At 72.5% G+C, this 24,917-nt stretch carries 21 protein-coding genes; 10 read left to right on the top strand and 11 right to left on the bottom strand.

Annotated features, from left to right (window positions below):
- Positions 1 to 43: 43 nt before the first annotated feature.
- Together ACFV6E_RS02190 and ACFV6E_RS02185 are read right to left on the bottom strand one after the other, a co-directional pair.
- Positions 44 to 1,870, bottom strand: a complete 1,827-nt coding sequence (locus ACFV6E_RS02190; protein ID WP_385458875.1) for an AMP-dependent synthetase/ligase — start codon at positions 1,868 to 1,870, stop codon at positions 44 to 46.
- A gap of 215 nt (positions 1,871 to 2,085) precedes the next feature.
- The gene (locus ACFV6E_RS02185; RefSeq protein ID WP_385166610.1) at positions 2,086 to 2,949 is read right to left on the bottom strand and encodes a LysR substrate-binding domain-containing protein; all 864 of its coding nucleotides are present in this window, start codon (positions 2,947 to 2,949) and stop codon (positions 2,086 to 2,088) included.
- A 218-nt stretch (positions 2,950 to 3,167) separates the two neighbouring features.
- Here ACFV6E_RS02185 and ACFV6E_RS02180 point away from each other — a divergent pair, with 218 nt between their 5' ends.
- The gene (locus tag ACFV6E_RS02180; RefSeq protein ID WP_385458940.1) at positions 3,168 to 4,178 is read left to right on the top strand and encodes a bile acid:sodium symporter family protein; all 1,011 of its coding nucleotides are present in this window, start codon (positions 3,168 to 3,170) and stop codon (positions 4,176 to 4,178) included.
- Here ACFV6E_RS02180 and ACFV6E_RS02175 read toward each other — a convergent pair.
- The 4 genes from ACFV6E_RS02175 to ACFV6E_RS02160 form a co-directional block, all read right to left on the bottom strand.
- Positions 4,114 to 5,349, bottom strand: coding sequence for a hypothetical protein (locus ACFV6E_RS02175; RefSeq protein ID WP_385458873.1), 1,236 nt, complete (start codon positions 5,347 to 5,349; stop codon positions 4,114 to 4,116). The genes ACFV6E_RS02180 and ACFV6E_RS02175 overlap by 65 nt on opposite strands.
- Before the next feature lie 10 nt (positions 5,350 to 5,359).
- Positions 5,360 to 7,237, bottom strand: a complete 1,878-nt coding sequence (locus ACFV6E_RS02170) for an exo-alpha-sialidase (RefSeq protein ID WP_385458871.1) — start codon at positions 7,235 to 7,237, stop codon at positions 5,360 to 5,362.
- Between the two features lie 99 nt (positions 7,238 to 7,336).
- Entirely contained in the window at positions 7,337 to 8,134 is a 798-nt protein-coding gene (locus ACFV6E_RS02165) for a collagen-like protein (protein WP_385166605.1), read from the bottom strand.
- On the bottom strand, positions 8,131 to 8,403 hold the full coding sequence (locus tag ACFV6E_RS02160; RefSeq protein ID WP_385166603.1) for a hypothetical protein: 273 nt from the start codon (positions 8,401 to 8,403) through the stop codon (positions 8,131 to 8,133). The genes ACFV6E_RS02165 and ACFV6E_RS02160 overlap by 4 nt, the downstream gene beginning before the upstream one ends.
- A 421-nt stretch (positions 8,404 to 8,824) precedes the next feature.
- Here ACFV6E_RS02160 and ACFV6E_RS02155 point away from each other — a divergent pair, with 421 nt between their 5' ends.
- Complete coding sequence (locus tag ACFV6E_RS02155) at positions 8,825 to 9,367, top strand: isochorismatase family protein (RefSeq protein ID WP_385458869.1); 543 nt, start codon at positions 8,825 to 8,827, stop codon at positions 9,365 to 9,367.
- Positions 9,368 to 9,461: 94 nt separating this feature from the next.
- Here the strand turns inward: ACFV6E_RS02155 and fdhD are convergent, their stop codons facing one another.
- From fdhD to ACFV6E_RS02130, 5 genes are read right to left on the bottom strand one after another with little or no spacing between them, the layout of a single operon-like run.
- Complete coding sequence (gene fdhD / locus ACFV6E_RS02150; RefSeq protein ID WP_385166599.1) at positions 9,462 to 10,325, bottom strand: formate dehydrogenase accessory sulfurtransferase FdhD; 864 nt, start codon at positions 10,323 to 10,325, stop codon at positions 9,462 to 9,464.
- A gap of 6 nt (positions 10,326 to 10,331) precedes the next feature.
- Positions 10,332 to 11,192, bottom strand: coding sequence for a 2Fe-2S iron-sulfur cluster-binding protein (locus ACFV6E_RS02145; RefSeq protein WP_385166597.1), 861 nt, complete (start codon positions 11,190 to 11,192; stop codon positions 10,332 to 10,334).
- Entirely contained in the window at positions 11,189 to 13,018 is a 1,830-nt protein-coding gene (locus tag ACFV6E_RS02140) for an NAD(P)H-dependent oxidoreductase subunit E (protein WP_385166596.1), read from the bottom strand. The genes ACFV6E_RS02145 and ACFV6E_RS02140 overlap by 4 nt, the downstream gene beginning before the upstream one ends.
- 8 nt (positions 13,019 to 13,026) lie before the next feature.
- A complete protein-coding gene (locus ACFV6E_RS02135; protein ID WP_385166594.1) occupies positions 13,027 to 14,955 on the bottom strand; it encodes a molybdopterin oxidoreductase family protein in 1,929 nt (642 codons plus the stop codon).
- 8 nt (positions 14,956 to 14,963) lie between these two features.
- Positions 14,964 to 15,935 carry a 2-dehydropantoate 2-reductase gene (locus tag ACFV6E_RS02130; RefSeq protein ID WP_385166592.1) on the bottom strand — a complete coding sequence of 324 codons (972 nt, stop codon included), beginning with the start codon at positions 15,933 to 15,935 and terminating at the stop codon, positions 14,964 to 14,966.
- 273 nt (positions 15,936 to 16,208) lie between these two features.
- Here ACFV6E_RS02130 and ACFV6E_RS02125 point away from each other — a divergent pair, with 273 nt between their 5' ends.
- The 8 genes from ACFV6E_RS02125 (at position 16,209) to ACFV6E_RS02090 (ending at position 24,884) form a co-directional block, all read left to right on the top strand.
- Positions 16,209 to 17,528, top strand: a complete 1,320-nt coding sequence (locus ACFV6E_RS02125) for an OFA family MFS transporter (RefSeq protein ID WP_385166590.1) — start codon at positions 16,209 to 16,211, stop codon at positions 17,526 to 17,528.
- Positions 17,518 to 17,652: a hypothetical protein gene (locus ACFV6E_RS02120; RefSeq protein ID WP_385166588.1), complete on the top strand. Its 135-nt coding sequence runs from the start codon at positions 17,518 to 17,520 to the stop codon at positions 17,650 to 17,652. The genes ACFV6E_RS02125 and ACFV6E_RS02120 overlap by 11 nt, the downstream gene beginning before the upstream one ends.
- A gap of 179 nt (positions 17,653 to 17,831) precedes the next feature.
- Positions 17,832 to 18,779 (top strand): beta-ketoacyl-ACP synthase III, encoded by a 948-nt coding sequence (locus ACFV6E_RS02115; protein ID WP_385166586.1) that lies wholly within the window; start codon positions 17,832 to 17,834, stop codon positions 18,777 to 18,779.
- A gap of 204 nt (positions 18,780 to 18,983) precedes the next feature.
- Positions 18,984 to 19,658 carry a GntR family transcriptional regulator gene (locus tag ACFV6E_RS02110; protein WP_385166584.1) on the top strand — a complete coding sequence of 225 codons (675 nt, stop codon included), beginning with the start codon at positions 18,984 to 18,986 and terminating at the stop codon, positions 19,656 to 19,658.
- Between the two features lie 168 nt (positions 19,659 to 19,826).
- On the top strand, positions 19,827 to 21,008 hold the full coding sequence (locus ACFV6E_RS02105; RefSeq protein WP_385166582.1) for an ROK family protein: 1,182 nt from the start codon (positions 19,827 to 19,829) through the stop codon (positions 21,006 to 21,008).
- Positions 21,009 to 21,201: 193 nt separating this feature from the next.
- The gene (locus ACFV6E_RS02100; protein WP_385458867.1) at positions 21,202 to 22,767 is read left to right on the top strand and encodes a sugar ABC transporter ATP-binding protein; all 1,566 of its coding nucleotides are present in this window, start codon (positions 21,202 to 21,204) and stop codon (positions 22,765 to 22,767) included.
- Complete coding sequence (locus ACFV6E_RS02095; RefSeq protein WP_385166578.1) at positions 22,764 to 23,822, top strand: ABC transporter permease; 1,059 nt, start codon at positions 22,764 to 22,766, stop codon at positions 23,820 to 23,822. The genes ACFV6E_RS02100 and ACFV6E_RS02095 overlap by 4 nt, the downstream gene beginning before the upstream one ends.
- A 15-nt stretch (positions 23,823 to 23,837) precedes the next feature.
- Positions 23,838 to 24,884 carry a substrate-binding domain-containing protein gene (locus ACFV6E_RS02090; RefSeq protein WP_385458865.1) on the top strand — a complete coding sequence of 349 codons (1,047 nt, stop codon included), beginning with the start codon at positions 23,838 to 23,840 and terminating at the stop codon, positions 24,882 to 24,884.
- Positions 24,885 to 24,917: the final 33 nt, after the last annotated feature.

The following is a 24,917-nucleotide window of genomic DNA, read 5'->3' as shown; positions in this document are numbered from 1 at the left end:
GGGGCGTGAGCGGGGCGTGACCGCGGCTGCGCGCGGCCCGGGATCAGGCGCGGTACAGCGCCTCGACCTCTTTGGCGTAGGCGTTCTCGATCGCCTTCCGCTTCAGCTTCAGCGACGGCGTCAGGAGCCCGTGCTCCTCGGTGAACTGGTGGGCCAGGATCCGGAAGGTGCGGATCGACTCGGCCTGGGAGACCAGCGTGTTCGCGGCGACCACCGCGCGCCGCACCTCGGTCTCCAGATCGGCGTCGCGCACCAGCTCGGCCGGGGTCATCCGCGGCTTGCCGCGCATCTGGAGCCAGTGCTCGACGGCCTCCCCGTCGAGAGTGACGAGCGCGGCGATGTAGGGCCGGTCGTTGCCGACGACGATGCACTGGGCGATCAGCGGGTGGTCGCGCACCCGCTCCTCCAGGATCCCCGGCGAGACGCTCTTGCCGCCGGAGGTCACCAGGATCTCCTTCTTGCGCCCGGTGATCGTGAGGAAGCCGTCCTCGTCGAGGGAGCCGAGGTCGCCGGTGGCGAGCCAGCCGTCGTGCAGGGCCGCGTCCGTGGACTTGGGGTCGTTGAGGTAGCCCTGGAAGACGTTGCCGCCGTTCAGCCAGATCTCGCCGTCGTCCGCGATGTGCACGGTGGTGCCGGGGATGGCCTGCCCGACGGTGCCGAAGCGGGTGCGCTCCGGCGGGTTGGCGGTCGCCGCCGCCGTCGACTCGGTGAGGCCGTACCCCTCGTAGATGGTGACGCCCGCGCCCGCGAAGAACAGCCCGAGCCGCCGGTCCATCGCGGAGCCGCCCGACATCGCGTGCTTGACCCGGCCGCCCATCGCCGCCCGCACCTTGGCGTAGACGAGCTTGTCGAAGACCTGGTGCTGCATGCGCAGCCCGGCCGACGGGCCCGGACCGACGCCCCAGGCCCTGGCCTCGATCGCGTCGGCGTAGCGCACGGCGACGTCGACGGCCTTCTCGAACGGTCCCGCCCTGCCCTCCTTCTCGGCCTTGCGGCGGGCCGCGTTGAACACCTTCTCGAAGATGTACGGCACGGCGAGGAAGAAGGTGGGCCGGAAGGCGGCGAGGTCGGGCAGCAGCGCGGCGGCGTTGAGCTGCGGCTGGTGGCCGAACCGCACCCGGCCGCGGATCGCGGCGACCTCCACCATCCGTCCGAAGACGTGCGCGAGCGGCAGGAACAGCAGGGTGGCCGCCTCGTCGCCGCGCTTGGAGTGGAACACCGGCTCGTAGCGCTCGATGACCGTGTCCGCCTCCCACATGAGGTTCGCGTGGGAGATCACACAGCCCTTGGGACGCCCCGTGGTGCCGGAGGTGTAGATGACAGTGGCGACCGACTCGGGGGTGACCGCGCGCCGGTGCCGGTGCACCACCTCGTCGTCGAGGTGCGCGCCCGCCTCGTACAGCTCCTGCACGGCGCCCACGTCCAGCTGCCACAGCCGGTGCAGCTGGGGCAGCCGGTCGACGACCGTGGCGATGGTCATCGCGTGGTCCTCGTGCTCCACCATGACCGCCGACACCTGGGCGTCGTGCAGCATCCAGAAGACCTGCTCCGCCGAGGACGTCGGGTAGACCGGCACCACCTGCGCGCCGATCGTCCACAGCGCGAAGTCGAAGAGCGTCCACTCGTAACGGGTGCGGCACATGATGGCGACCCGGTCGCCGAACCTGATGCCCTGGGCGAGGATCCCCTTGGCCAGGGCGAGGACCTCGTCGCGGAACTCCGCGGCGGTCACATCGCGCCACTGCCCCTGGGCGTCCTTGCGGCCGAGGGCCACGCGCAGCGGGTCCTGACGGGCATGTTCGAAGACGACGTCGGCCAGACCGCCCACCGGCGGCGCCGACGCCGACGGAGGGTTGGTGAACTCGCGCAATCCCCGCTCCTTGAGGCGCCCAGCACAGCGCCGTGAAAGCTACCCCACGGGGAGGCCGGGCGTCAGGCGTGCGAAAGGGCCCACAGGGGCCTCACACACACGGGTCGGCCGGGAGAGCGCCCGGGAAATGCGGCCACACCGGGAAGGGCCGGACAGATTACCTACGGTTCGGTAAGTTTCGGTGCCGTAATCTCCACCGAATCTGTACGCGCTGGTCACTGCCGGTGCAGCCGGTCGCCGCCGCTCAGAATCGCCGCCGCCAGGGCGTCCGCCGCACCCTGGGCGGCCGTGCCGCGCCGCCCGTGCACCAGCACGAAGTCGACCTCGCCCAGCTCCGGCAGCCCCGCCCGTTCCGGCATCCGGAACAGCCCCGGAGGGACCAGGCCCCGCGAGTGGGCCATCACGCCCAGGCCCGCGCGGGCCGCCGCGATCAGCCCGTTGAGACTGCCGCTGGTGCAGGCGATGCGCCACGGCCGGCCCTGGCGCTCCAGCGCCTCCAGCGCGAGGGCGCGGCTGATGCCCGGCGGCGGGTAGACGATCAGCGGTACCGGCCGGTCCGGTTCCAGGCGGAGCCGCTCGGCGCCGATCCAGACGAGCCTGTCGTGCCAGACCGGCTCGCCGCGCGGATCCTCCGGGCGGCGCTTGGCCAGCACCAGGTCAAGGCGTCCCGCCGCCAGCCGCTCGTGCAGCGTGCCCGACAGCTCGACCGTCAGCTCCAGGTCCACCTCGGGGTGGTCGTGCCGGAAGCCTTCGAGGATCTCCGGCAGCCGGGTCAGCACGAAGTCCTCCGACGCCCCGAACCGCAGCCGGCCGCGCAGCCGGGTCCCGGTGAAGAACGCCGCCGCCTGCTCGTGCACCGCGAGGATCCGCCGCGCGAAACCGAGCATGGCCTCGCCGTCCTCCGTCAGCTCCACGGAGTGGGTGTCCCGTGCGAAGAACTGCCGCCCGGCGGCGTCCTCGAGCCGCCGCACGTGCTGGCTCACCGTCGACTGGCGCAGCCCGAGCCGCCGGGCCGCCTGGGTGAAGCTCAGCGTCTGGGCCACGGCCAGGAAGGTGCGGAGCTGCGCGGGATCGTACATGCGTACGAGTCTATCGCGCTGTGCGATCACAGTAAGAGCGGTATACCGGATTCCCGATGACGGGCGCGGGGAGGACGATGGAGAGGGCACGACCTGACCGGAACCAGCGGCCGAAAGGCCGGCCGGCGGGGGTACCCGTAACCGGACCGGCAGCCCCGCCGGACCCCGCCGCACCGAAGCAGTGGAGCACCGTGAAACGCCTGCAATGGCCGAGTTGGATGCCGATAGACCCCTACATCCTGCTGTTGCTCGGGACGGTGGGGCTCGCGGCCCTGCTGCCCGCGCGGGACACGGCCGCCGACGTCGCCTCGGGCGCCTCCACCGCCGCCATCGCCTTCCTCTTCTTCCTGTACGGGGCGCGCCTGTCCACCCGGGAGGCGATGGACGGGCTGCGGCACTGGCGGCTCCACGTCACCGTCCTCGCCTGCACCTTCGTCGTCTTCCCGCTGCTCGGACTCGCCGCCCGCGGTCTGGTCCCGGTGCTCCTGACCCACCCGCTCTACCAGGGGCTGCTGTTCCTGACCCTGGTCCCGTCGACCATCCAGTCGTCGATCGCGTTCACCTCCATCGCGCGCGGCAACGTGCCCGCCGCGATCTGCGCCGGCTCCTTCTCCTCGCTCGCCGGGATCGTGATCACCCCGCTGCTCGCGGCGGCCCTGCTCGGCAACAGCGGCGGCGGGTTCTCCGCCGACTCACTGGTCAAGATCGTGCTCCAGCTCCTCGTCCCGTTCGTCGCCGGACAGCTGCTGCGCCGCTGGGTCGGCGGCTTCATCGCCCGGCACAAGCGGATCGTCGGCTACGTCGACCGCGGCTCGATCCTGCTCGTCGTCTACACCGCGTTCAGCGAGGGCATGGTGCAGGGCATCTGGCACCAGGTCAGCGCCGTACGGCTGGCCGCGCTGCTGGCCGTCGAGGCCGTACTGCTCGCCGTGATGCTGCTGCTCACCTGGTACGGCGCCAAGGCGCTGCGCTTCGGCCGGGCCGACCGGGTCGCCATCCAGTTCGCCGGTTCGAAGAAGTCCCTGGCGTCCGGGCTGCCGATGGCCAGCGTGCTGTTCGGCGCGCACGCCTCGCTCGCCGTGCTGCCGCTGATGCTCTTCCACCAGATGCAGCTCATGGTGTGCGCGGTCATCGCCAAGCGCCGCTCCCGCGACCCGGAGCCGGTCAGCGGCCCCGCCCCAGCCGTAGCGTCACGAATCTCGGTCGGTACAGGGACACGTTCCGACTGAGGCGCGCCTGCGCGGCGGCCCCCGACGCGGTCAGCCAGTTCACGTCGTAACTGAGCACCAGCCGGCCGCCGCCGCTCAGCGTCGGATGCGCCTGCGGGTTGTACGCGGCGACCCCGCCGCCGCCGGGCAGCGGCGGGCTGAAGCTCCGGGCGGGACCGTGCCAGGGGCCGGTCGGCGCGCACGCCCAGTAGGACGTGACCGACGTCAGCCCCCCGGCCCCGGCCGCCATCGTGAACAGGACGTACGTGCCGCCCTCGCGCACCACGCTGAACGCGCTGCCCACGCCGGTGCGCCGCCCGTCCCCGAGCACCGGCGCCGGGCGGGCCCGCGCCGCCCACCGCTTTCCGTCCCAGTACTCCCAGGCGCCCGGCTCGGCGAGCGTGCCGTGCGGCACCCGCGCCACGTACGCCCGTGAGACGGGGTGTTTCACGGCCTGCCGGTCGTCGCCGCCGAAGACGTACGTCCACTCGCCCGCGTCCAGCGCCGAGGTGCCGAACAGCACCCGCCGGGAGACGTCCGGCACGGACCGCTGGTCCAGGACGGTACCGATCCCGTCGAGCCGCAGGTCCGGCAGCGACAGCGTGGCGACCTCGGTGGCCGTCGGCACCCCGTAGATCCACGGTGCCTCGCCCGCCGTCCGGGTCCACAGCAGGACCCGGACGACCCGCTCGGCGGAGCCGGGGGAGCGCCGCTCCACCCGGGCCGCCACCGGCCACCGCCACCGGTCCGCGCCCGGGTCGGGGAAGAGCGGCGCGGCCAGGGTGCGTTCCAGGTGGCCCGACGCCGACATCACCACGGCGGAGTTGCGCACCAGCGGTGCCGAGGTGTCCCGCCAGGCGTAGGACTCGCCCACCGGATTGGGCGGCCCGTACACCCGGCCCAGATAGGTGTCCGAGAACAGCCACAGCACCCGGCCGTCCGGCAGCCGCACCGAGTGCGTGCCGTCGCCGCCCGTCCAGTCGTCGCTGCGCGCCGCGTCGTCCCCGTACCGCGCGAACTCGGCCGTGAGCCCCGGATCGGCCGCCCAGGAGGCGACCGTACGGGCCGGGCACGCGCCGCCGTCCTCCCGGTCGTCCGGGAGGACGGTGAGGAACACGGCGGCGCAGACGAGGGCCAGCAGGACCCCGAGCGCCGCCCTCGTGCGCTGTCGTACGCGTGCGTCGTCGGGCACGCACGGGACGTTAGTGGCCCCCGCTCACCCGGTCCATGGGCAGCCACACGACCGTGTCCCGGCGCTCGGGGGCGTCCCCGGCGCGCACACCGGCCAACTCCTCGTCGCTGAGCGCCCGGTCGTAGACCCGGACGTCGTCGAGCGCGCCGGTGAAGAACGCCCGGCTGTCCATCTTCTGGCCGACGTGCACACCGAACGGCGAATTGCGGCTCACCGACCCCGGCACGTCCGCGGTCTCGAACGCCGTGCCGTCGACGGACAGCGTCAGTTTCCCGCCGCCGCGGCGCAGCGCGAAGTGGTGCCACTGGCCGTCGTTGTAGGCACCGACGCTGCGCACCGAGGCGGTCCGTGGCGCGGTGGCGCCCTCGCGCGTCGTCATCAGCGCCTGGAGCCGGCCCGACGCGGGTTCGCCGCGCATCCACACCTGCGGCTGCGAGGAGCCGACCCCGCCCATCCACAGCATCGGCTGCTCGCCGCTGGTGGCCGTGTACCGGAACCACAGCGACGCCGTGAAGTCGCCGTCCCCGAGCCGCTGCCCCTCCCGGAACGGCAGGCGTACGGCGTCGTCGGTGCCGTCGAAGGAGAGCGCGCCGCCGAAGACCCCGTCGGTCTCCGCCGCGCCGCCGAGCACGGCGGCCCGCCGGGCGCCCGGGGCGCGGTCGGCGGTCGTCGGGTCGGGGCCGCGGCGCGGCACGAGCCAGTCCTCGGTGAACCGGGCGAAGCGGATCTCGTCACGCGCGTCGACCGCGCCGCCCTCGTACAGCAGGCCCACCGCGTCGCCGCCGGCGCGCACCAGGTCCGAGTAGCCGGACCAGTCCGTGGTGACGACCGTGCCCCGGTCCACGCTGTCCCAGGTGCGGCCGCCGTCCCAGGAGGACCGGATCATCATCGTGCGGCGGCGGTCGGGGTCGCCGGGGGCGGCGAGCAGCAGCCGGTCGCCGAGCCGAAGCAGGGAGCCCTGGACCTGCGGGGTGTAGAGGCCGGGCAGCGCGTGGAAGGGGGCGGTGAAGCTGTCGCCGCCGTCGCGGCTGACGGCCTGGTCGCGGTGGCCGAGGTCGGTGCCGTCCTGTTCGCGCCCGCTGACCAGGATCGATCCGTCGGCGCGTTCCGCGATCGCCATCTCGGACGGCTTCTGCCGGAAGGTGCCGTCGTCCGCTGTCGGCCAGGTGTCCGTGGCGCCGATCTCCCAGTGGTCGCCGCCGTCGTCGCTGGTGATCAGGGCGGCGTGGTTGGCGCTGATCCGGCTGCCGTTCCAGGTCTCGGTGTTCACGCCGAAGACGAGCCGCCCGGCGTGCTTGCCGCGGGTGAGCTGGATGCCGTGCAAGGGTCCGGTCGCGTACCAGGAGTTCCACTCCGCGGGCAGGATCTGGTCGCTCAGATCGCGCGGCTGCGACCAGGTCAGACCGTCGTCGTCGCTGTACTGGAGGTGCGGGGTGCGCGCGCAGGGCACCGAGCAGCCCGAGGCATCCGTACGGCCCGGGTTCCACGTCTCGGCGAGCACGATGCGGCCGGTCTCGCGGTCCACGATCGGCGCCGGGTTGCCGTGGGTGTCGCCGCCGCCCTCGTTGACGACCTGGAGCGGGCCCCAGGTGCGGCCGCCGTCGGTGGAGCGCTTGACCACGATGTCGATGTCGGCGGCGTCGCCGCAGTTCAGGACACGCCCCTCGGCGAAGGCCAGCAGGGTGCCGTGGGTCGTGCGTACGACGGCCGGGATGCGGAAGCAGGCGTAGCCGGGGTCCTGCGAGGCCTTGAAGAGCACCTGCTGGGCGAACTCGCCGGTGTCCGTGGCCGGTTTGGCGCCCGCCGGGGCGGGGAGCGCCAGCAGCGCGGCGGTGGTGAGCACGGCGGTCAGGGTGGATCTCAGACGTGCGCGGAGCTTCGACGGCATGTGCGACCTGCCCTTCGTCGACTGGACAACGTCGTCAGAACATTTGGACATCCCACGTCCAACGTTCGCCGCACAGACGCTACTTGCCTGTCAGGTACCTCACAAGAACCGTGCAGCGGATGTCGCCACGGCGGCGCGCCGCCGCCGTCGCCGCGGCGTGAGCACGGGCAGCACGGACAGGACCGGCAGCAGCGGCAGGACCGGCGGCACCGCCCCGGGAGCGGGGCCGCCGCCCGCCTTGCGGCACACCAGTGCGTCCGGGTCGGCGGCCGGCACCTGGAGCGTGTAGCCGTCCGGGCAGGCGGGCCCCGGCTCGCCCCTGGGCCCGGGGTCGCCCCTCTCGCCCTTCTCCCCTCTGTCGCCCTTCTCGCCCCGGGGGCCGGCGGCGCCCGGGGCGCCCTCCGAGCCGTCGCCGCCCGCGGGCCCGGCCGCACCGTCCGTGCCCGGCCCGCCCGACGGCCCCGGCGAACCGTCGGACCCCGGCGGCCCCGAAGGACCGCGCTCCCCGCGCTCGCCCGAGGTGCCGCGTTCCCCCGCGGTGCCCGGCGCGCCGCCCGCGCCGGTGGCCCCCTTGTCGCCCTTCGCCCCCCGCTCGCCGGGCGGCGCCGCCGGCACCCGCACCCGGTCGGGGAGACCGTCGACCGCGACAGCGGGGTCGGGGGCCGCGGGCGTACCGCCGTCGGCCCTGACCTGGGCCCGCAGGTCCCGTACGTCCTGTGCCAGCGTCGAGACCGCGCGGCCCCTGCGGTCGGCCTCCGCGCGCATCTGGTCGGCCCTGCGGTCGCCCGCGTCGATGCGCGCCCACAGGATCACGGCGACCCCGGAGAGCGCGATGAGCACGCAGATCAGGAAGACGCTGCGCCAGCGTGGGGCGAGCAGCCGCTCGAACCGGGTCACGGCGCACCTCCGAGTCGGTGGATGTCGAGCCGCAGCCGGGCGATCTCCGACTGGTCGGCGGTGTGCCGCAGGGACAGCTCGTCGATGCGCGAGTCCCGCTCGGCGATCTGCCGCTCCAGCCGGTCGCGCTCGGACTGGAGCTTCTCGGTGAGGCTCGAGTAGCCGTTCAACGCGTTCTCGCCCCGCTTCCCCAAGTACGCCGCGAGGGCCGCGCCCAGCACGCCCGCGCAGGCCAGTAACGAGCCGAGCAAGGTGGTGCCGGCATCCAAGTAATTGCCTCCTACCTGGACGACGGGCCGCCGCACGGGACGGCCCGGGTCGAACTCATCCGGAGTAACGAGCCGTGCGCCAGGGGGGTGTGCGTGCGGGCGTGGACTGCACCGGACGGGTGGTGACGCAGTGTCAGGCCATGGTGCTCCGGCGCCCGCCGCGTCGTGCGCCCCGTCCCGCGGCCGCAGGTCACGACATCAGTACGACCTTGCCCAGGTCGCTCCGGGACTCGACGGCCGCGTGCGCCCGCGCCGTCTGCGGAGCCGGGGCCCGCCACCCGGGCCGGTCTTGGCCGGGTCAGCGGGTTTGATCGCCGACGACGCTCTGCGGCCCCGCTGTCGGCGGCCGAACGCGAGCGGTTCACGAAGCTGTTGATCCGGATTTCCGGTACTGACGGCTGACGCGGGCTAACGTTCCGTCATGACCGCACCCGATACCGATCACCCGCCCGCCCTCGACCCCGCGCGCACCGCCCTGGTGCTCGTGGACCTGATGGACCGCATCGTCGGACTGCCGCTGGAGCCCCGCAAGGGCACCGACGTCCTGGAGGTCTGCGCCGGACTCGCCGCGTCCTTCCGGGCGGCGGGCGCCCCGGTCGTCCTCATCCGGGTCGAGCGGCCCGGCGTTCCCGAGCAGCCGCCCGGCAGCGCACTGGCCGGCGGGCTCGCCGCGGACGGCGACATCGAAGTGGTGAAGCGGACGATCGGCGGTTTCCAGGGCACCGGTCTGGACGAGCGGCTGCGCGAGCGCGGTGTCACCGCGCTCCTCTTCGGCGGCATCGCCACCAACCTCGGCGTCGAGTCGACCGCCCGTGCCGCCGGTGACCTCGGCTACGACCTGTTCTTCGCCGAGGACGCCATGGCCGCCCTGACGGCGCCCGAGCACGAGGCCGCGGTCCGGCTGAACTTCCCGCGCCTGGGCACGGTCCTCCCGTCCGCCCGGGTGCGCCTCGCCCCCCGCTGACCACCGCGGCCGGGTCCCTTCGAGGCGGAGCCCCTACGGCGCAGGGGGCGCTCCCCGCCGGTCGGGGCCCCGCCGCCGTGCAGCGGGGAGCCGGTCAGCCCTGGGCGGCCGCGGCCCGCAGGGCGACGCGGTGTTCGCCCGCGTACACGTTCATGGAGGCGCCCCGCAGGAAGCCCACCAGGGTCAGCCCGGTCTCGGCGGCGAGGTCCACCGCGAGGGACGACGGTGCCGAGACCGCCGCCAGCATCGGGATGCCCGCCATCACCGCCTTCTGCGCCAGCTCGAAGGAGGCCCGCCCGGAGACCAGCAGCACGGTCCTGGACAGCGGCAGCGCACCGCTTTGCAGCGCCCGGCCGACCAGTTTGTCCACCGCGTTGTGCCGGCCCACGTCCTCCCGGACGTCGAGCAGCTCGCCGTCCTCGCTGAACAGGGCCGCCGCGTGCAGGCCCCCGGTCCGGTCGAAGACCCGCTGGGCCGCCCGCAACCGGTCGGGGAGGCTCGCGAGCAGTCCGGGTTCCAGCCGCACCGGGGGAGTGGTGCCGCCGCGGGTGTCGTCGATCGCCCAGCGGGCCGTCGTACGGACCGCGTCCAGGCTGGCCTTGCCGCACAGGCCGCACGAGGACGTCGTGTACACATTGCGTTCCAGCGTGATGTCCGGGATCACCACACCGGGGGCGGTCTGCACGTCCACGATGTTGTACGTGTTCGAGCCGTCCACCAGGGCGCCCGCGCAGTACACGATGTTGCGCAGGTCGTCGGCGCCGCCGAGCACCCCCTCGCTGACCAGGAAGCCCGCCGCGAGCGCGAAGTCGTCACCCGGAGTGCGCATGGTGATCGCGAGGGGCTTGCCGTTGAGGCGGATCTCCAGTGGTTCCTCGGCGACGAGCGTGTCCGGGCGGGTGGAGACCGCCCCGTCCCGGATGCGGATCACTTTGCGTCGTTCCGTGACTCGTCCCATGCCTGATCAGTCCCGGTTCTGTACGTGCTGGTAGCCGAAACGGCCCTTGATACAGAGGTTGCCATGGGTCACCGGGTTGTCGTGCGGCGAGGTGACCTTGACGATCTCGTTGTCCTGTACATGCAGCGTAAGGTTGCAGCCCACTCCGCAGTAGGCGCACACCGTGGTCGTCTCGGTCTGCGCCGACTCGTCCCACGTACCCGCCGCCCGCATGTCGAACTCCGACTTGAAGGACAGGGCGCCGGTCGGGCAGACCTCGATGCAGTTGCCGCAGTACACGCACGCCGAGTCGGTCAGGGGCGCGTCCTGTTCCACGGCGATCCGGGCGTCGAAGCCGCGTCCGGCGACCGCGATGGCGAAGGTGTTCTGCCACTGGTCGCCGCAGGCGTCGACACACTTGTAGCAGAGGATGCACTTGTCGTAGTCGCGGACGTACAGGTCGTTGTCGATCTTCGGCGACTCGTTCAGGCGGGCCGCGCCGGGGCCGAAGCGGTCCGGCTTCGCCTCGTACTCCTTCAGCCACCCGGCGACCTGGGGGGTGGTCGACAGGTCGACCGAGGAGGCGAGCAGTTCGAGGACCACCTTGCGGCTGTGCCGGGCACGCTCGGTGTCCGTGCGGACGTCCATGCCGGGTTCGGCCCGGCGGGAGCAGGCGGGGACCAGGGCGCGCGAGCCCGCCACCTCCACCACGCAGACCCGGCAGGCGTTCTTCGGGGTGAGGGTGTCGCCGTGGCAGAGCGTCGGCACGTCCGTGCCCGCGGCCCGGCAGGCGTCCAGGATCGTCGCACCCTCCGGGACCCTGGCCTCCTGCCCGTCCAGCGTGAACGCGACGAGCCTGCGGGGCACGCCGAGCGGTATCGCGGTCATTCGTACGCCCCCAGACGGTCGATGGCGGATTCCACGGCGTTCCACGCGGTCTGCCCGAGACCGCAGATCGAGGCGTCCCGCATGGCCCGGCCCACCTCGCGCAGCAGGGCGATGTCGGAAGCGGCGTCGGCGCCCGTCCGCTCGGCGATCCGGCGCAGCGCCTCCTCCTGGCGGACGGTGCCGACCCGGCAGGGCACGCACTGCCCGCAGGACTCGTCGCGGAAGAACTCCGCGATGCGCAGCAGTACGCGGGGCAGCGGCACGGTGTCGTCGAAGGCCATGACCACGCCGGAGCCGAGCGTCGTACCGGCCTCCCGCGTGCCTTCGAAGGTGAGCGGCACGTCCAGCTCGTCGGGGCGTACGAAACCGCCGGCCGCGCCGCCGAGCAGCACCGCCCGCAGCCGCTCGCGCGCCACCCCGGCCAGCTCGAGCAGCTCGCCCAGCGTCGCCCCGAACGGCAGCTCGTACACGCCGGGCCGCGCGACGCTGCCCGAGACGCAGAACAGCTTCGGGCCGGTGGACTTCTCCGTGCCGATCGCGGCGTACGCCTGGGCGCCCATGGTGAGGATCGGCAGGACGTTGACCAGCGTCTCGACGTTGTTCTCGGCGGTGGGTCTGCCGAACAGGCCCTTCTCCACGGGGAAGGGCGGCTTCGAGCGCGGCTCGCCCCGGTAGCCCTCGATGGAGTTGAACAGCGCGGTCTCCTCCCCGCAGATGTACGCGCCCGCGCCCCGCCGGATCTCGATGTCGAAGGCGTACCCCTGCCCGAGCACGTCCTCGCCGAGCAGCCCGCGCGCGCGTGCCTGGGCGACGGCGTGCTCCAGGCGGCGCAGGGCGCGCGGATACTCACCGCGCAGATAGACGTAACCCTTGCGCGCGCCGACCGCGTACCCGGCGACGGTCATCGCCTCGACCAGCGCGTACGGGTCGCCCTCCATCAGCACCCGGTCCTTGAAGGTGCCGGGCTCGGATTCGTCGGCGTTGCACACCAGGTGGTGCGGACGGTCGGGCTGGGACGCGGTGGCCTGCCATTTGCGGCCGGTGGGGAAGGCGGCGCCGCCACGCCCGACCAGGCCCGACTCGGTGACCTCGCGGATCACCCCGGCGGGGCCCAGCGCGAAGGCCCGGCGCAGGGCCGCGTACCCGCCGTGCGCCCGGTAGTCGTCCAGACTCGCCGGGTCGGCCACGCCGATCCTGCGCAGCAGGACCAGGCCGGCCCGGCCCGCCTGCGGCACCGCCGCGGCGGGCGGCGGCTCCGCGGGCGCCGAGTCGGGCGCGCTCGCCGCGAGCACCGCGCCCTCGGCGGTGGCGGGCGCCGCCACCGCCGTACGCACCGGATCGCCCGCCCGGACGGCGAGCGCGGCCGGGGCCCGCTCGCACAGGCCGAGACACGGGCTGCGCTCGACGCTCACGCCGCTGCCCGGACCGAGCCGCGACTCGACGCCCGCGCACAGCGGGGCCGCGCCCGCCGACGCGCACGCCAGGTCGGTGCAGACGTGCAGCACCGTCGCGGGCCGCGGCCGCACCGAGAACATCGAGTAGAACGTCGCGACCCCGTACGCCTCCGCGGGCGGCACCGTCAGCCGCCGGCACAGGTAGTCGAGGGCGCCCTCGCTGATCCAGCCCACCCGGTCGTTGACCGCGTGCAGCCCCGGCAGCAGCAGGTCGCGGCGGTCCCGTGCCGCGCGCCCGCCGCGGGCCCACCTGAGGTCGGTGTCGGTGCGGTCGTCGGCGCCCTCCCACGCCGACTCCGCAGGACCGAGCAGCGCGTCGACGGCGGCCCGCTCCTCGTCCGTCGGCTTGCTGTCACCGAAACGCAGGTCCATGTCCCGCCTCAGCTCCTCACGACGTTCGCGACGGGCAGCTTCTCGATCCGGATCGCCGACGCCTTGAACTCCGCCGTCCCCGCGATCGGGCAGTTCTCCTCGATCGTCAGCGCGTTGGTGTCCACCTCGTCGGGGAAGTGCATGGTCATGAAGGCGAGGCCCGGCCGCAGCGCCGGGTCGACCCACACCGGCGCCTGAACCGTGCCGCGCCGCGAGGACACCCGCACCAGCTCGCCGACCACGACGCCGTAGCGCTCGGCGTCCTCCGGGCACAGCTCGACGTACTCCCCGCGCCGCAGCGGCGAGGCGAAACCGCCGCTCTGCACCCCGGTGTTGTACGAGTCGAGCCGCCGCCCCGTGGTCAGCCTGACCGGGTACTCCTCGTCGGTGAGGTCGACCGGCGGATCGTGCTGGACGAGCCCGAACGGCGCGGGCCTGCCGCGCGCCGCCGGGTCGTCCGCCCACAACCGCCCATGCAGGTAGGACGGTTCGAGCCGCTCGGTCTCCGGGCAGGGCCACTGGATGCCCTGGTGTTCCTCCAGCCGCGCGTACGTCATCCCGTAGTGGTCCGGGGACACCGACCGCAGCTCGTTCCAGACGGCCTCGGCGTCCGCGTACTTCCAGTCGTGGCCGAGCCGGGCGGCCAGTTCGCAGATGATGTCGATGTCCTCGCGGGCCTCGCCGGGCGGGGTGACGGCGGCGCGGACCCGCTGCACCCGGCGCTCGCTGTTGGTGGTGGTGCCGTCGGTCTCCGCCCACCCGGCGGTCGCGGGCAGCACCACGTGCGCCAGCTCGGCCGTCCTGGTCAGGAAGATGTCCTGCACGACCAGGAAGTCCAGGCTCTCCAGACGCCGCACCGCCTGTTCGGTGTCGGCCTCCGACTGCGCCGGGTTCTCGCCGATGCAGTACACCGCCCGCAGTGAGCGGTCCTCCATCGCCTCGAACATCTCCGTCAGGTTCAGCCCGTAGTGCGGCTGGATGACGGTGTCCCACGCGGACTCGAACTTCAGGCGTGTCTTTGGATCGAGGATGTCCTGGAAGCCGGGGAGCCGGTTGGGGATGGCGCCCATGTCGCCGCCGCCCTGCACGTTGTTCTGCCCGCGCAGCGGCTGGCAGCCGGAGCCGTAGCGGCCGACGTGCCCGGTGAGCAGCGACAGGTTGATCAGCGCCCGGACGTTGTCGGTGCCGTTGTGGTGCTCGGTGATGCCCAGCGTCCAGCAGAGCTGGGCGCGCTCGGCGCGGGCGTAGGCGTGCGCCAGCTCCCGTATCGCCGCCGCCGGGACGCCCGTCACCTTCTCGGCGAGGGAGAGGGTCCACGGCTCGACCAGCGCCCTGTACTCATCGAAACCGCTGGTCGCGCGCTCGATGAACGCCTCGTTGGCGAGGCCCGCGTGGATGATCTCGCGGCCGATCGCGTGTGCCATCGGGATGTCGGTGCCGACGTTCAGGCCGAGCCAGCCCTCCGCCCACTCGGCCGTCGACGTCCGGCGCGGGTCGACCGCGTACATCCGGGCGCCGTTCCTGATGCCCTTCAGCACGTGCTGGAAGAAGATCGGGTGCGCGAAGCGGGCGTTGGAGCCCCACATCACGATCAGGTCGGTGTGCTCGACCTCCTCGTACGAGGAGGTGCCGCCGCCGGAGCCGAAGGCCGCCGACAGTCCGGCGACGCTGGGCGCGTGACAGGTGCGGTTGCAGGAGTCGACGTTGTTGGTGCCCATGACGACGCGGGCGAACTTCTGCGCCACGTAGTTCATCTCGTTGGTCGCCCGGGCGCAGGAGAACATGCCGAACGCGCCGCGCGCGCCGCCGAGCCCGCGGGCGGTGCGCTCCAGCGCCTCCTCCCAGGTGGCGCGCCGGAACGGCTCGTCGCGGGAGTCACGGACCAGGGGGTGGGTGAGCCGGGTGTAGGTCTTCGCCTGACGCTGACGTTTCCTCATGGGACTCCTCATGCGGCGGTGCGCAGGGCGAGCAGGTCCGAGATGGCGTGCACGGTGCGGAGCGTGGGCACCGGGACGCCGGTGATCTCCGCGAGTTCGACGACGGCCGCGAGCAGCACGTCGAGTTCGAGCGGCTTGCCGCGCTCCAGGTCCTGGAGGGTGGAGGTGCGGTGGTCGCCGACGCGTTCGGCGCCGGCCAGGCGCCGTTCGATGGAGACGCCGACCTCGCAGCCGAGCGCCTCGGCGACCGCGAGCGTCTCGGCCATCATGATCTCGATGACCCTGCGGGTGCCGCCGTGCAGGCACATCTGCCGCATGGTGGCGCGGGCCAGCGCGCTGATCGGGTTGAAGGAGATGTTGCCGAGCAGCTTGAGCCAGATGTCGTTGCGCAGATCGGGCTCGACGGGGCACTTCAGGCCGCCCGCCCGCATGGCCTCGCTGAACGCGGAACAGCGCGCCGACACCGTACGGTCCGGCTCGCCGACGGAGAACCGGGTGCCTTCCAGGTGCCGGACGACGCCCGGTCCCGCGAGTTCGGTGGCGGCGTAGACGACGCAGCCGACGGCCCGTCCGGGCGCGAGCACCGCACTGACCGCGCCGTCCGGGTCCACGCTCTCCAGGCGGTGGCCGTCGTACGGGCCGCCGTGGCGGTGGAAGTACCACCAGGGAATGCCGTTCTGGGCGGCCACCACCGCCGTGCCGTCGTACAGCAGCGGCTCGATCAGCGGCCCGCACGTAGCGTACGAGTTGGCCTTCAGACCCAGGAAGACGAAGTCGGCCGGGCCGATGTCGGAGGGGTCGTCCGTGGCGTGGGCGCGTGCGGTGAAGTCACCGCGCGGGCTGAGCACCCGGACTCCGTGCTGCCTCATGGCCGCGAGATGCGGTCCACGGGCGACGAGATGCACGTCGGCGCCCGCACGGTGGAGCGCGGCGCCGACATAGGCGCCGATCGCACCGGCGCCGAGGACTGCGACTTTCACGGGGAAGCTCCGTTCGGTCGAGGGTACCGAGGAACTGCCGAAACTCTGTCGACGAAATATTGTGTACAGTATGGAAGTTGGGCCAGCAAGGCTTTGCGCAGGAGCTGACACGGTGAGGCCGGGCCGGGCCGTGCGGGGTGCCGTTCACCGCGGTCGGGCCGGTCCGGCCGGGGTGCCGTTCACCGCACCGTGGATACCGCTCACCGCATACGGTCGACAAAATCGCCCCGAACGCCTTCCCAACTGTGCGGCCGCTTTCTATCGTTCGGGATCATGAGTCCCCCCATCGCACCGCCCGGCTGGAGCCGCTGGCTCGTCCCGCCCGCGGCCCTGTCGGTCCACCTCTCCATCGGCCAGGCCTATGCCTGGAGCGTGTTCAAACCCCCGCTCGAATCCGCGCTCGGCCTCAGCGGCACCCAGAGCGCGCTGCCCTTCCAGCTCGGCATCGTCATGCTCGGCCTGTCCGCCGCGTTCGGCGGCACGCTCGTCGAGCGCAACGGACCGCGCTGGGCGATGACCGTCGCCCTGATCTGCTTCTCCTCCGGCTTCCTGCTCTCCGCGCTGGGCGCCGCCACCGAGCAGTACTGGCTGATCGTCCTCGGCTACGGCTTCGTGGGCGGCATCGGCCTCGGCATCGGCTACATCTCGCCCGTCTCCACCCTGATCAAGTGGTTCCCGGACCGGCCCGGCATGGCCACCGGCATCGCCATCATGGGCTTCGGCGGCGGCGCGCTGATCGCCTCGCCCTGGTCCACGCAGATGCTGAAGTCGTTCGGCGAGGACTCCTCCGGCATCGCGGCGGCGTTCCTCGTGCACGGCCTGGTGTACGCGGTCTTCATGTCGCTCGGCGTCCTGCTGGTGCGAGTGCCGCGCGCCGAGAAGCCGGTCGCGTCCGGGCCGAGCAATGTCGAGGGCGTCCAGGTCTCGGCGAACAGCGCGATCCGCACTCCACAGTTCTGGTGTCTGTGGCTCGTGCTCTGCATGAACGTGACCGCGGGCATCGGCATTCTGGAGAAGGCCGCCCCGATGATCACGGACTTCTTCGCCGACAGCTCCACCCCCGTGTCCGTCTCCGCGGCGGCGGGCTTCGTGGCGCTGCTCTCGGCCGCCAACATGGCGGGCCGCATCGGCTGGTCGTCCACCTCCGACCTGATCGGACGCAAGAACATCTACCGCGTCTACCTCGGCGTGGGCGCGCTGATGTACGCGCTCATCGCGTGGTTCGGCGACTCCTCGAAGCCGCTGTTCGTGCTCTGCGCGCTGGTCATCCTGTCCTTCTACGGCGGCGGCTTCGCCACCATCCCGGCGTACCTGAAGGACCTCTTCGGCACCTACCAGGTCGGCGCCATCCACGGCCGGCTGCTCACCGCCTGGTCGACCGCCGGAGTCCTCGGCCCGCTGATCGTCAACTGGATCGCCGACCGGCAGGAGGAGGCGGGCAAGCACGGCTCGTCGCTGTACGGCCTGTCGTTCCTGATCATGATCGGCCTGCTCGTCGTCGGCTTCGTCGCCAACGAGTTCGTGCGGCCGGTCCACGCCCGTCACCACGTACCCGCTCCCGCCGCCGCGAAGGAGGCCGCCGATGTCGAGTGACAGCAGCCAGAGTCCGCCCGACCGCCGCGGGCTGATCGTCCTCTCCTGGGTCTGGGTGGGCGCCCCGCTCTGCTACGGGCTGTACGAACTCGTGCAGAAGGCGACGCAACTGTTCACGGGGTGACACGGGGCGACCCGGGGTGACCGTTCGGATGGACACAGGAAGATCGTTCGGGCGTCCTAGGGTCTGCCGGAAGCCGACAAGCCTGGCGCCCGTTTCCTGTGGCATCACCTGCCGTCGTACCCGTGAGTCACTGTTCAGACTGGTGGATCCCGTTAACCGAGCAACAAAGGGGACCACCCATGAACGGCTCACGGATCGCCGCCGTCGGCCACTATCAGCCCGCCAAGGTGCTCACCAACGAGGACCTGGCGGGCCTGGTCGACACCAGCGACGAGTGGATCACGTCCCGGGTGGGCATCCGCACACGTCACATCGCGGGCCCCGACGAACCGGTCGACGAACTCGCCGCGCACGCCGCCGCCAAGGCGCTGGCCGCGGCGGGCCTGACGCCCGGCGACATCGACCTGGTGCTGGTCGCCACCTCCACGGCCGTCGACCGCTCCCCGAACATGGCGGCCCGCGTCGCCGCCCGGCTCGGCATCCCGTCCCCGGCGGCGATGGACGTCAACGTGGTCTGCGCGGGCTTCACGCACGCGCTCGCCACCGCCGACCACGCCGTCCGGGCCGGCGCCGCGACCAGGGCGCTCGTCATCGGCGCCGACAAGATGTCCGAGGTCACGGACTGGACGGACCGCACCACCTGCGTCCTGGTGGGGGACGGCGCGGGCGCCGCCGTGGTCGAGGCGGCCCCGCCCGGCAGCGAGCCGGGCATCGGCCCGGTGCTGTGGGGATCGGTGCCCGAGATGGGCCACGCGGTACGGATCGAGGGCACGCCGCCCCGGTTCGCGCAGGAGGGCCAGAGCGTCTACCGCTGGGCCACCACCCAGCTCCCGGCCATCGCCCGCAAGGCGTGCGAACGCGCGGGCCTGACCCCCGCCGAACTCGCCGGAGTGGTGCTGCACCAGGCGAACCTGCGGATCATCGAACCGCTCGCCGTCAAGCTCGGCGCCGTCAACGCGGTCGTCGCGCGTGACGTCGTCGAATCGGGGAACACGTCCGCGGCCAGCATCCCGCTCGCCTTCTCCAAGCTGGTCGAACAGGGCGCCATCGGCTCGGGCGACCCGGTCCTGCTCTTCGGCTTCGGCGGCAACCTGTCGTACGCGGGGCAGGTAGTGCGCTGCCCGTGACGGGCGCGGAGGACGCCTTCCCTGGACGGCGTACGCGGCCGTGACGTGCGCGAACGGTACGTCGGTGCGGTGGGCCGGCGGCGGGGTGTGACGCGTCCTACGCCCCGCCGTCCTGGCCATTGTGCGCCGTAGACTGTAGACGAAAGACAATTCATACTGGCTTCCCGGCTGCCGCTCCCGTGGCCGCCCAGGAGGGGGACCGAGATGTTGTCGACAGGCCTGCCGCAGGGGGCGGTACCCAAGCTCGAACGCCCGGGACCGCTGCGCGACCGCGTCTACGAGGCGCTCCTGGAGCTCATCACCACCCGCGCCCTCCAGCCCGGACAGCACCTTGTCGAGAGCGAACTCGCCGGCCATCTCGGAGTCTCCCGCCAGCCCGTGCGGGAGGCGCTCCAGCGGCTGAACACCGAGGGCTGGGTCGATCTGCGGCCCGCCCAGGGCGCGTTCGTGCACGAGCCCACGGAGGAGGAGGCCGACCAGCTCCTCACGGTGCGCACGCTCCTGGAGGCCGAGGCGGCCCGGCTGGCCGCCGCCCACGCGGGCTCCGACGGCGTCGCCGCCCTCGAAGAGCTGTGCGCGGAGGGCGAGCGCGCGGTCGCCGCCGACGACGTGGACGGCGCGGTCGCGACGAACGCCCGCTTCCACGGCAAGGTGATGGAACTGGCCGGCAACACGGTCCTCGCCGAACTGGCCGCCCAGGTCGACCGCCGGGTGCGCTGGTACTACACCCCGGTCGCCCGGCAGCGCGGCCGCCAGTCCTGGATCGAGCACCGCGACCTCATCGCCGCCATCACCGCCCGCGACGAACGGCGGGCCACCGAGGTCATGCGGGCCCACACGGAGCACACCCGCAAGACGTACCACGAGCGGGAGAGGTGACCGGTCCTCCCTGCTCCGTCGCGCCGCAGCCGGTCTTTGTCCTGTGAGTGGAGAAAGTCTGCGGTAATTCCTGTGAGACTTCTTCCCACTCCCGGCAGCCGCTGCTACGTTCCCCTCGAAAGCCCGACGGACACGGCCGGTTGAGGCGGGGAGGGGCACGTGAGACGTATGACGGCTCGACCCGCGAACGCGCACCAGGCGCGGCTGCTGCGCCTGTTGCGGGACGGCGGCCCCAACTCCCGCGCTCAACTCGGCGATCAGGTCGACCTCTCGCGGTCGAAACTGGCCGTCGAGGTGGACCGGCTCCTGGAGACCGGGCTCGTGGTGGCCGACGGACTCGCCGCCTCCCGCGGCGGCCGCCGCTCCCACAACATCCGGCTCGCGCCCGCGCTGCGCTTCCTGGGCGTCGACATCGGGGCCACCTCGATCGACGTGGCCGTCACCAACGCCGAGCTGGAGGTCCTGGGCCACATCAACCAGCCCATGGACGTCCGCGAGGGCCCGGTCGCCGTGTTCGAGCAGGTCCTGTCCATGGCCGCCAAGCTGCGGGCGTCCGGACTCGCCGAGGGGTTCGACGGCGCCGGGATCGGTGTCCCGGGCCCTGTCCGCTTCCCCGAGGGCGTGCCCGTCGCCCCGCCGATCATGCCCGGCTGGGACGGCTTCCCGGTCCGCGAGGCGCTCAGCCAGGAACTCGGCTGCCCGGTCATGGTCGACAACGACGTGAACCTGATGGCCATGGGTGAGCAGCACGCCGGCGTCGCCCGCTCCGTCAACGACTTCCTCTGCGTCAAGATCGGTACCGGTATCGGCTGCGGCATCGTCGTCGGCGGCGAGGTCCACCGCGGTACCACCGGCAGCGCCGGCGACATCGGGCACATCCAGGCGGTGCCCGACGGACGCCCCTGCGCCTGCGGCAACCGGGGCTGCCTGGAGGCCCACTTCAGCGGCGCCGCGCTGGCCCGCGACGCAATGGAGGCCGCCCAGCAGGGACTCTCGCCGGAACTCGCGGCGCGCCGGGAGGCGGCGGGCACCCTGACCGCCGTCGACGTCGCCGCCGCTGCCGCCGCCGGGGACGCCACCGCCCTCGACCTGATCCGTGAGGGCGGCAACCGCACCGGCCAGGTCATCGCCGGCCTGGTCAGCTTCTTCAACCCGGGCCTCGTGGTGATCGGCGGCGGAGTGACCGGCCTCGGCCACACCCTGCTCGCCGCGATCCGCACCCAGGTCTACCGCCAGTCGCTGCCCCTGGCGACCGGCAACCTCCCCATCGTCCTCGGCGAACTGGGCCCCACCGCCGGAGTGATCGGCGCGGCCCGGCTCATCAGCGACCACCTGTTCTCACCCGCGTAGGCGCCGGTCCGCGCCGCCCCACGGCCGGTACCCGTCCCGCACCACGCGTCCAGTACAGCGCCCTGCTCCGCCCTGTCCTGCCCCGCTCCGCCCCGCCAGTACCTCCTTGCTTCGCCTTGTCCTGCCCTGCCCTGATCGCGCCTGCCCGCAAGCACCCTGCAACCGGCCCGCACGCCCGCCAAGGGGAACCGTCATGGCACCAGAACCACCGCTGCTCACCATGTCCGGCATCACCAAGTCCTTCCCGGGTGTCCGGGCCCTCGACGGCGTCGACCTCGACGTGCAGGCCGGTGAAGTGCACTGCCTGCTCGGCCAGAACGGAGCCGGCAAGTCCACGCTCATCAAGGTCCTGGCCGGCGCCCACCAGCCCGACGACGGAACCATCGGCTGGCGCGGCGAACACGTCACCCTCCGCTCCCCGAGCGCCGCCATGCGCCTCGGCATCGCCACCATCTACCAGGAACTCGACCTGGTGGAGGGTCTGTCGGTCGCCGAGAACGTCCACCTCGGGCACGAACCCACCGCCGCGGGCTTCGTCGTACGGGGCAAGGCGGCGCGCGCGGCGACGGCGGCCCTGCTCGCGCGGCTCGGGCACCCGGAGATCGCGCCCGGACGGCTCGTCGGCGCACTGTCGGCCGCCCAGCAGCAGATCGTCTCCATGGCCCGGGCGCTCTCCCACGACGTACGCCTCATCGTCATGGACGAGCCGTCGGCCGCCCTCGACCCGGACGAGGTCGACAACCTCTTCCGCATCGTCGGCGACCTGACCGCAGCCGGGGTCGCCGTCGTCTACATCTCCCACCGGCTCGAGGAGATCCGCCGCATCGGCGACCGCGTCACCGTGCTCAAGGACGGCCGCGCGGTGGCGGGCGGACTGCCCGCGAAGTCGACCCCGACCCGCGAGGTCGTGGCGCTGATGACCGGGCGCAACGTCGAGTACGTCTTCCCCGACCGGCCCACCGCGGTCCCGTCGGCGGAACCCGTGCTGCGGGTCGAAGGGCTGTCACGGACCGGTGAGTTCGAGCCGCTCGACCTCGCCCTGCGGCCCGGCGAGATCGTCGGCCTCGCCGGACTCGTCGGCTCCGGACGCTCCGAGATCCTGGAGACGATCTACGGGGCGCGCAGGCCGAGCGGCGGCCGCGTCCTGGTCGACGGGCGCCCGCTGCGGGGCGGCAGCGTGCGCGCCGCGGTCCGCGCCGGGCTGGGTCTCGCCCCCGAGGAACGCAAGGCACAGGCCCTGCTGATGCTGGAGTCCGTCACCCGCAACGTGTCGGTGTCGTCCATGTCCCGCTTCTCGCGCGGCGGCTGGCTCGACCGGCGGGCCGAGTCCGACGCGGCGCGGACCGCGACCCGCGAACTGTCCCTGCGCCCCGACAACCCCGCCGTACCGGTACGCACCCTCTCCGGCGGCAACCAGCAGAAGGCCGTCCTCGCCCGCTGGCTGCTGCGCGGCTGCCGGGTGCTGCTGCTCGACGAACCGACCCGCGGCGTGGACGTCGGGGCACGGGCCGAGCTGTACGCGGTCGTCCGCCGGCTCGCCGACGAAGGTCTCGCCGTCCTGCTGGTCTCCAGCGAAGTGCCCGAGGTGCTCGGGCTCGCGGACCGCGTACTCGTCCTGCGCGAGGGCCGGGTGGTGCACACCGCGCCCGCCCGCGAACTCGACGAACACCGCGTACTCGACCTCGTCATGGAAGGAAGCCCGGTGGCCACTGCCAGCGAAGGTGCCCCGGCGGCCAGTGAAGGGAGCCCGGCGTCGTGACGCAGCCCGTGTCCCCGCCCAGGGACGACATACCGAAGGACACCAAGGGCGCCAGGGGCGCCAGGGGCACCTCGAAGGTGTCGCCGTTCGGCGGCCGCGTCCCGTGGCGGACGCTCGCCGCCCGTGCCGACGTCCGCACCCTGTCGCTGCTCGGTGTGCTCGCCGCGCTGATCGTCATCGGCGGCGTCACCAAGCCCGACGAGTTCCTCGACACCCGCAACCTCCAGCTCGTCCTCACCCAGGCGTCGGTCATCGGCGTCGTCACCGTCGGCATGACCTTCGTCATCACCTCCGGCGGCATCGATCTGTCGGTCGGCGCCATCGTCGCGCTCGCCTCGGTCTGGGCGACGACGGTCGCGACCCAGGAGTACGGCTTCGCGGGCATCCTGTTCACCGCGGTGCTCGTCGGCGTGGGCTGCGGCCTGGTCAACGGCCTGCTCATCGCCTACGGCGCGATGGTCCCGTTCATCGCCACGCTCGCCATGCTGGCCTCGGCGCGGGGGCTCGCCCTCCAGATCACCGACGGCAAGACGCAGATCGTCAGTGTGGACGGCATCCTGGAGCTCGGCGAGCGCGACTCCTACGTCCTGGGCGTCCCGCCGCTGGTCATGGTCTTCGCCGTCGTCACCGTCATCGGCTGGCTGGTCCTCAACCGCACCACCTTCGGTCGGCGCACCGTCGCCGTCGGCGGCAACGCCGAGGCGGCGCGCCTCGCGGGCATCGACGTCCGCCGGCAGCGGCTCTACCTCTACCTGCTGTCCGGACTGTGCTGCGGCATCGCCGCCTTCCTGCTGATCGTGCTCTCCGGCTCCGGCCAGAACACCAACGGCAACCTCTACGAGCTCGACGCCATCGCCGCCGCGATCATCGGCGGCACGCTGCTCAGCGGCGGACGGGGCACCATCACCGGCTCGGTGCTCGGCGTCCTGATCTTCACCACGATCACCAACATCTTCGCCCTCAACAACCTCCAGACGGACGTCCAGCAGATCGCCAAGGGCGCGATCATCGTCGCCGCCGTCCTCGTCCAGCGCCGTACCGCGAGCACGACCTGAGGAAAGGTACCCGCCATGCCACAGCACTTCCAGGCCAGCCGCAGAGGACTGCTCTTCGGAGCCGCCGCCGTGTCCGCCGGTGCCTTCCTCACCGGCTGCACCAGCAACGAGTCCGAAGACGAGAAGCCGGCCGGGAACGACCAGCCGGCCGCCGACGACAAGCCGGGCAAGCACGTCACCATCGGCTTCGCGGGCCCGCAGGCCGACCACGGCTGGCTCAACGCGATCAACGACAACGCCAAGAGCCGCGCCGGGAAGTACTCGGACGTGACGCTGGAGAGCACCGAGGGCTCCAACGACACGGCCGCGCAGATCGGCCAGATCGAGACACTGATCAACAAGAAGGTCGACGTACTGGTGGTGCTGCCGGCCGACGGCAAGGCGCTCACCCAGGTCGGTCTGAAGGCCATGCGCGCCGGCATCCCCGTCGTCAACCTCGACCGCATCTTCAACTCGCCGCAGGCCTACCGCTGCTGGGTCGGCGGCGACAACTACGGCATGGGCCTGAACGCTGGGCACTACATCGGCGAGAAGCTCAAGGACAAGAAGAACGCCCGCGTCGTCGAACTGGCGGGACTGGACAACCTGGAGCTGACCCAGCAGCGCACCGAGGGCTTCGACGCGGCCCTGAAGAACTACCCGAACATCGAGAAGGTCGCCCGCCAGGCCGCCGAGTTCACCGTCGAGTCGGGCCAGGCCAAGATGGCCCAGCTGTTGCAGGCGCAGTCGAAGTTCGACGCGCTGTGGAACCACGACGACGACCAGGGCGTGGGCGCGCTGCGCGCCATAGAGCAGGCGGGCCGGGACGACTTCCTGATGGTCGGCGGGGCCGGCGCGCTCGCCGCCTTCGAGGCCATCGAGGCGGACGACGGCGTCCTGAAGGCCACCGTCCTCTATCCGCCGACCATGGCCGCGTCCGCCATCGACCTCGCCCGCGCGCTCGGCCAGGGCAAGGGGGTCGGCGGACTCGCCGAGTTCGAGATCCCCTCGTCGGTCACCTGCTACTCGGCCGTCGTCGACAAGGAGAACGTGGGCCGCTACATGCCCACCGGCTTCAAGTGACGGGCCCCGCCCCCACCGTGCCACGAGGGCCGC

The sequence above is a fragment of the Streptomyces sp. NPDC059785 genome (assembly GCF_042732375.1).
GTDB lineage: Bacteria > Actinomycetota > Actinomycetes > Streptomycetales > Streptomycetaceae > Streptomyces.
This window is presented reverse-complemented; position numbering and strand designations above follow the sequence as displayed.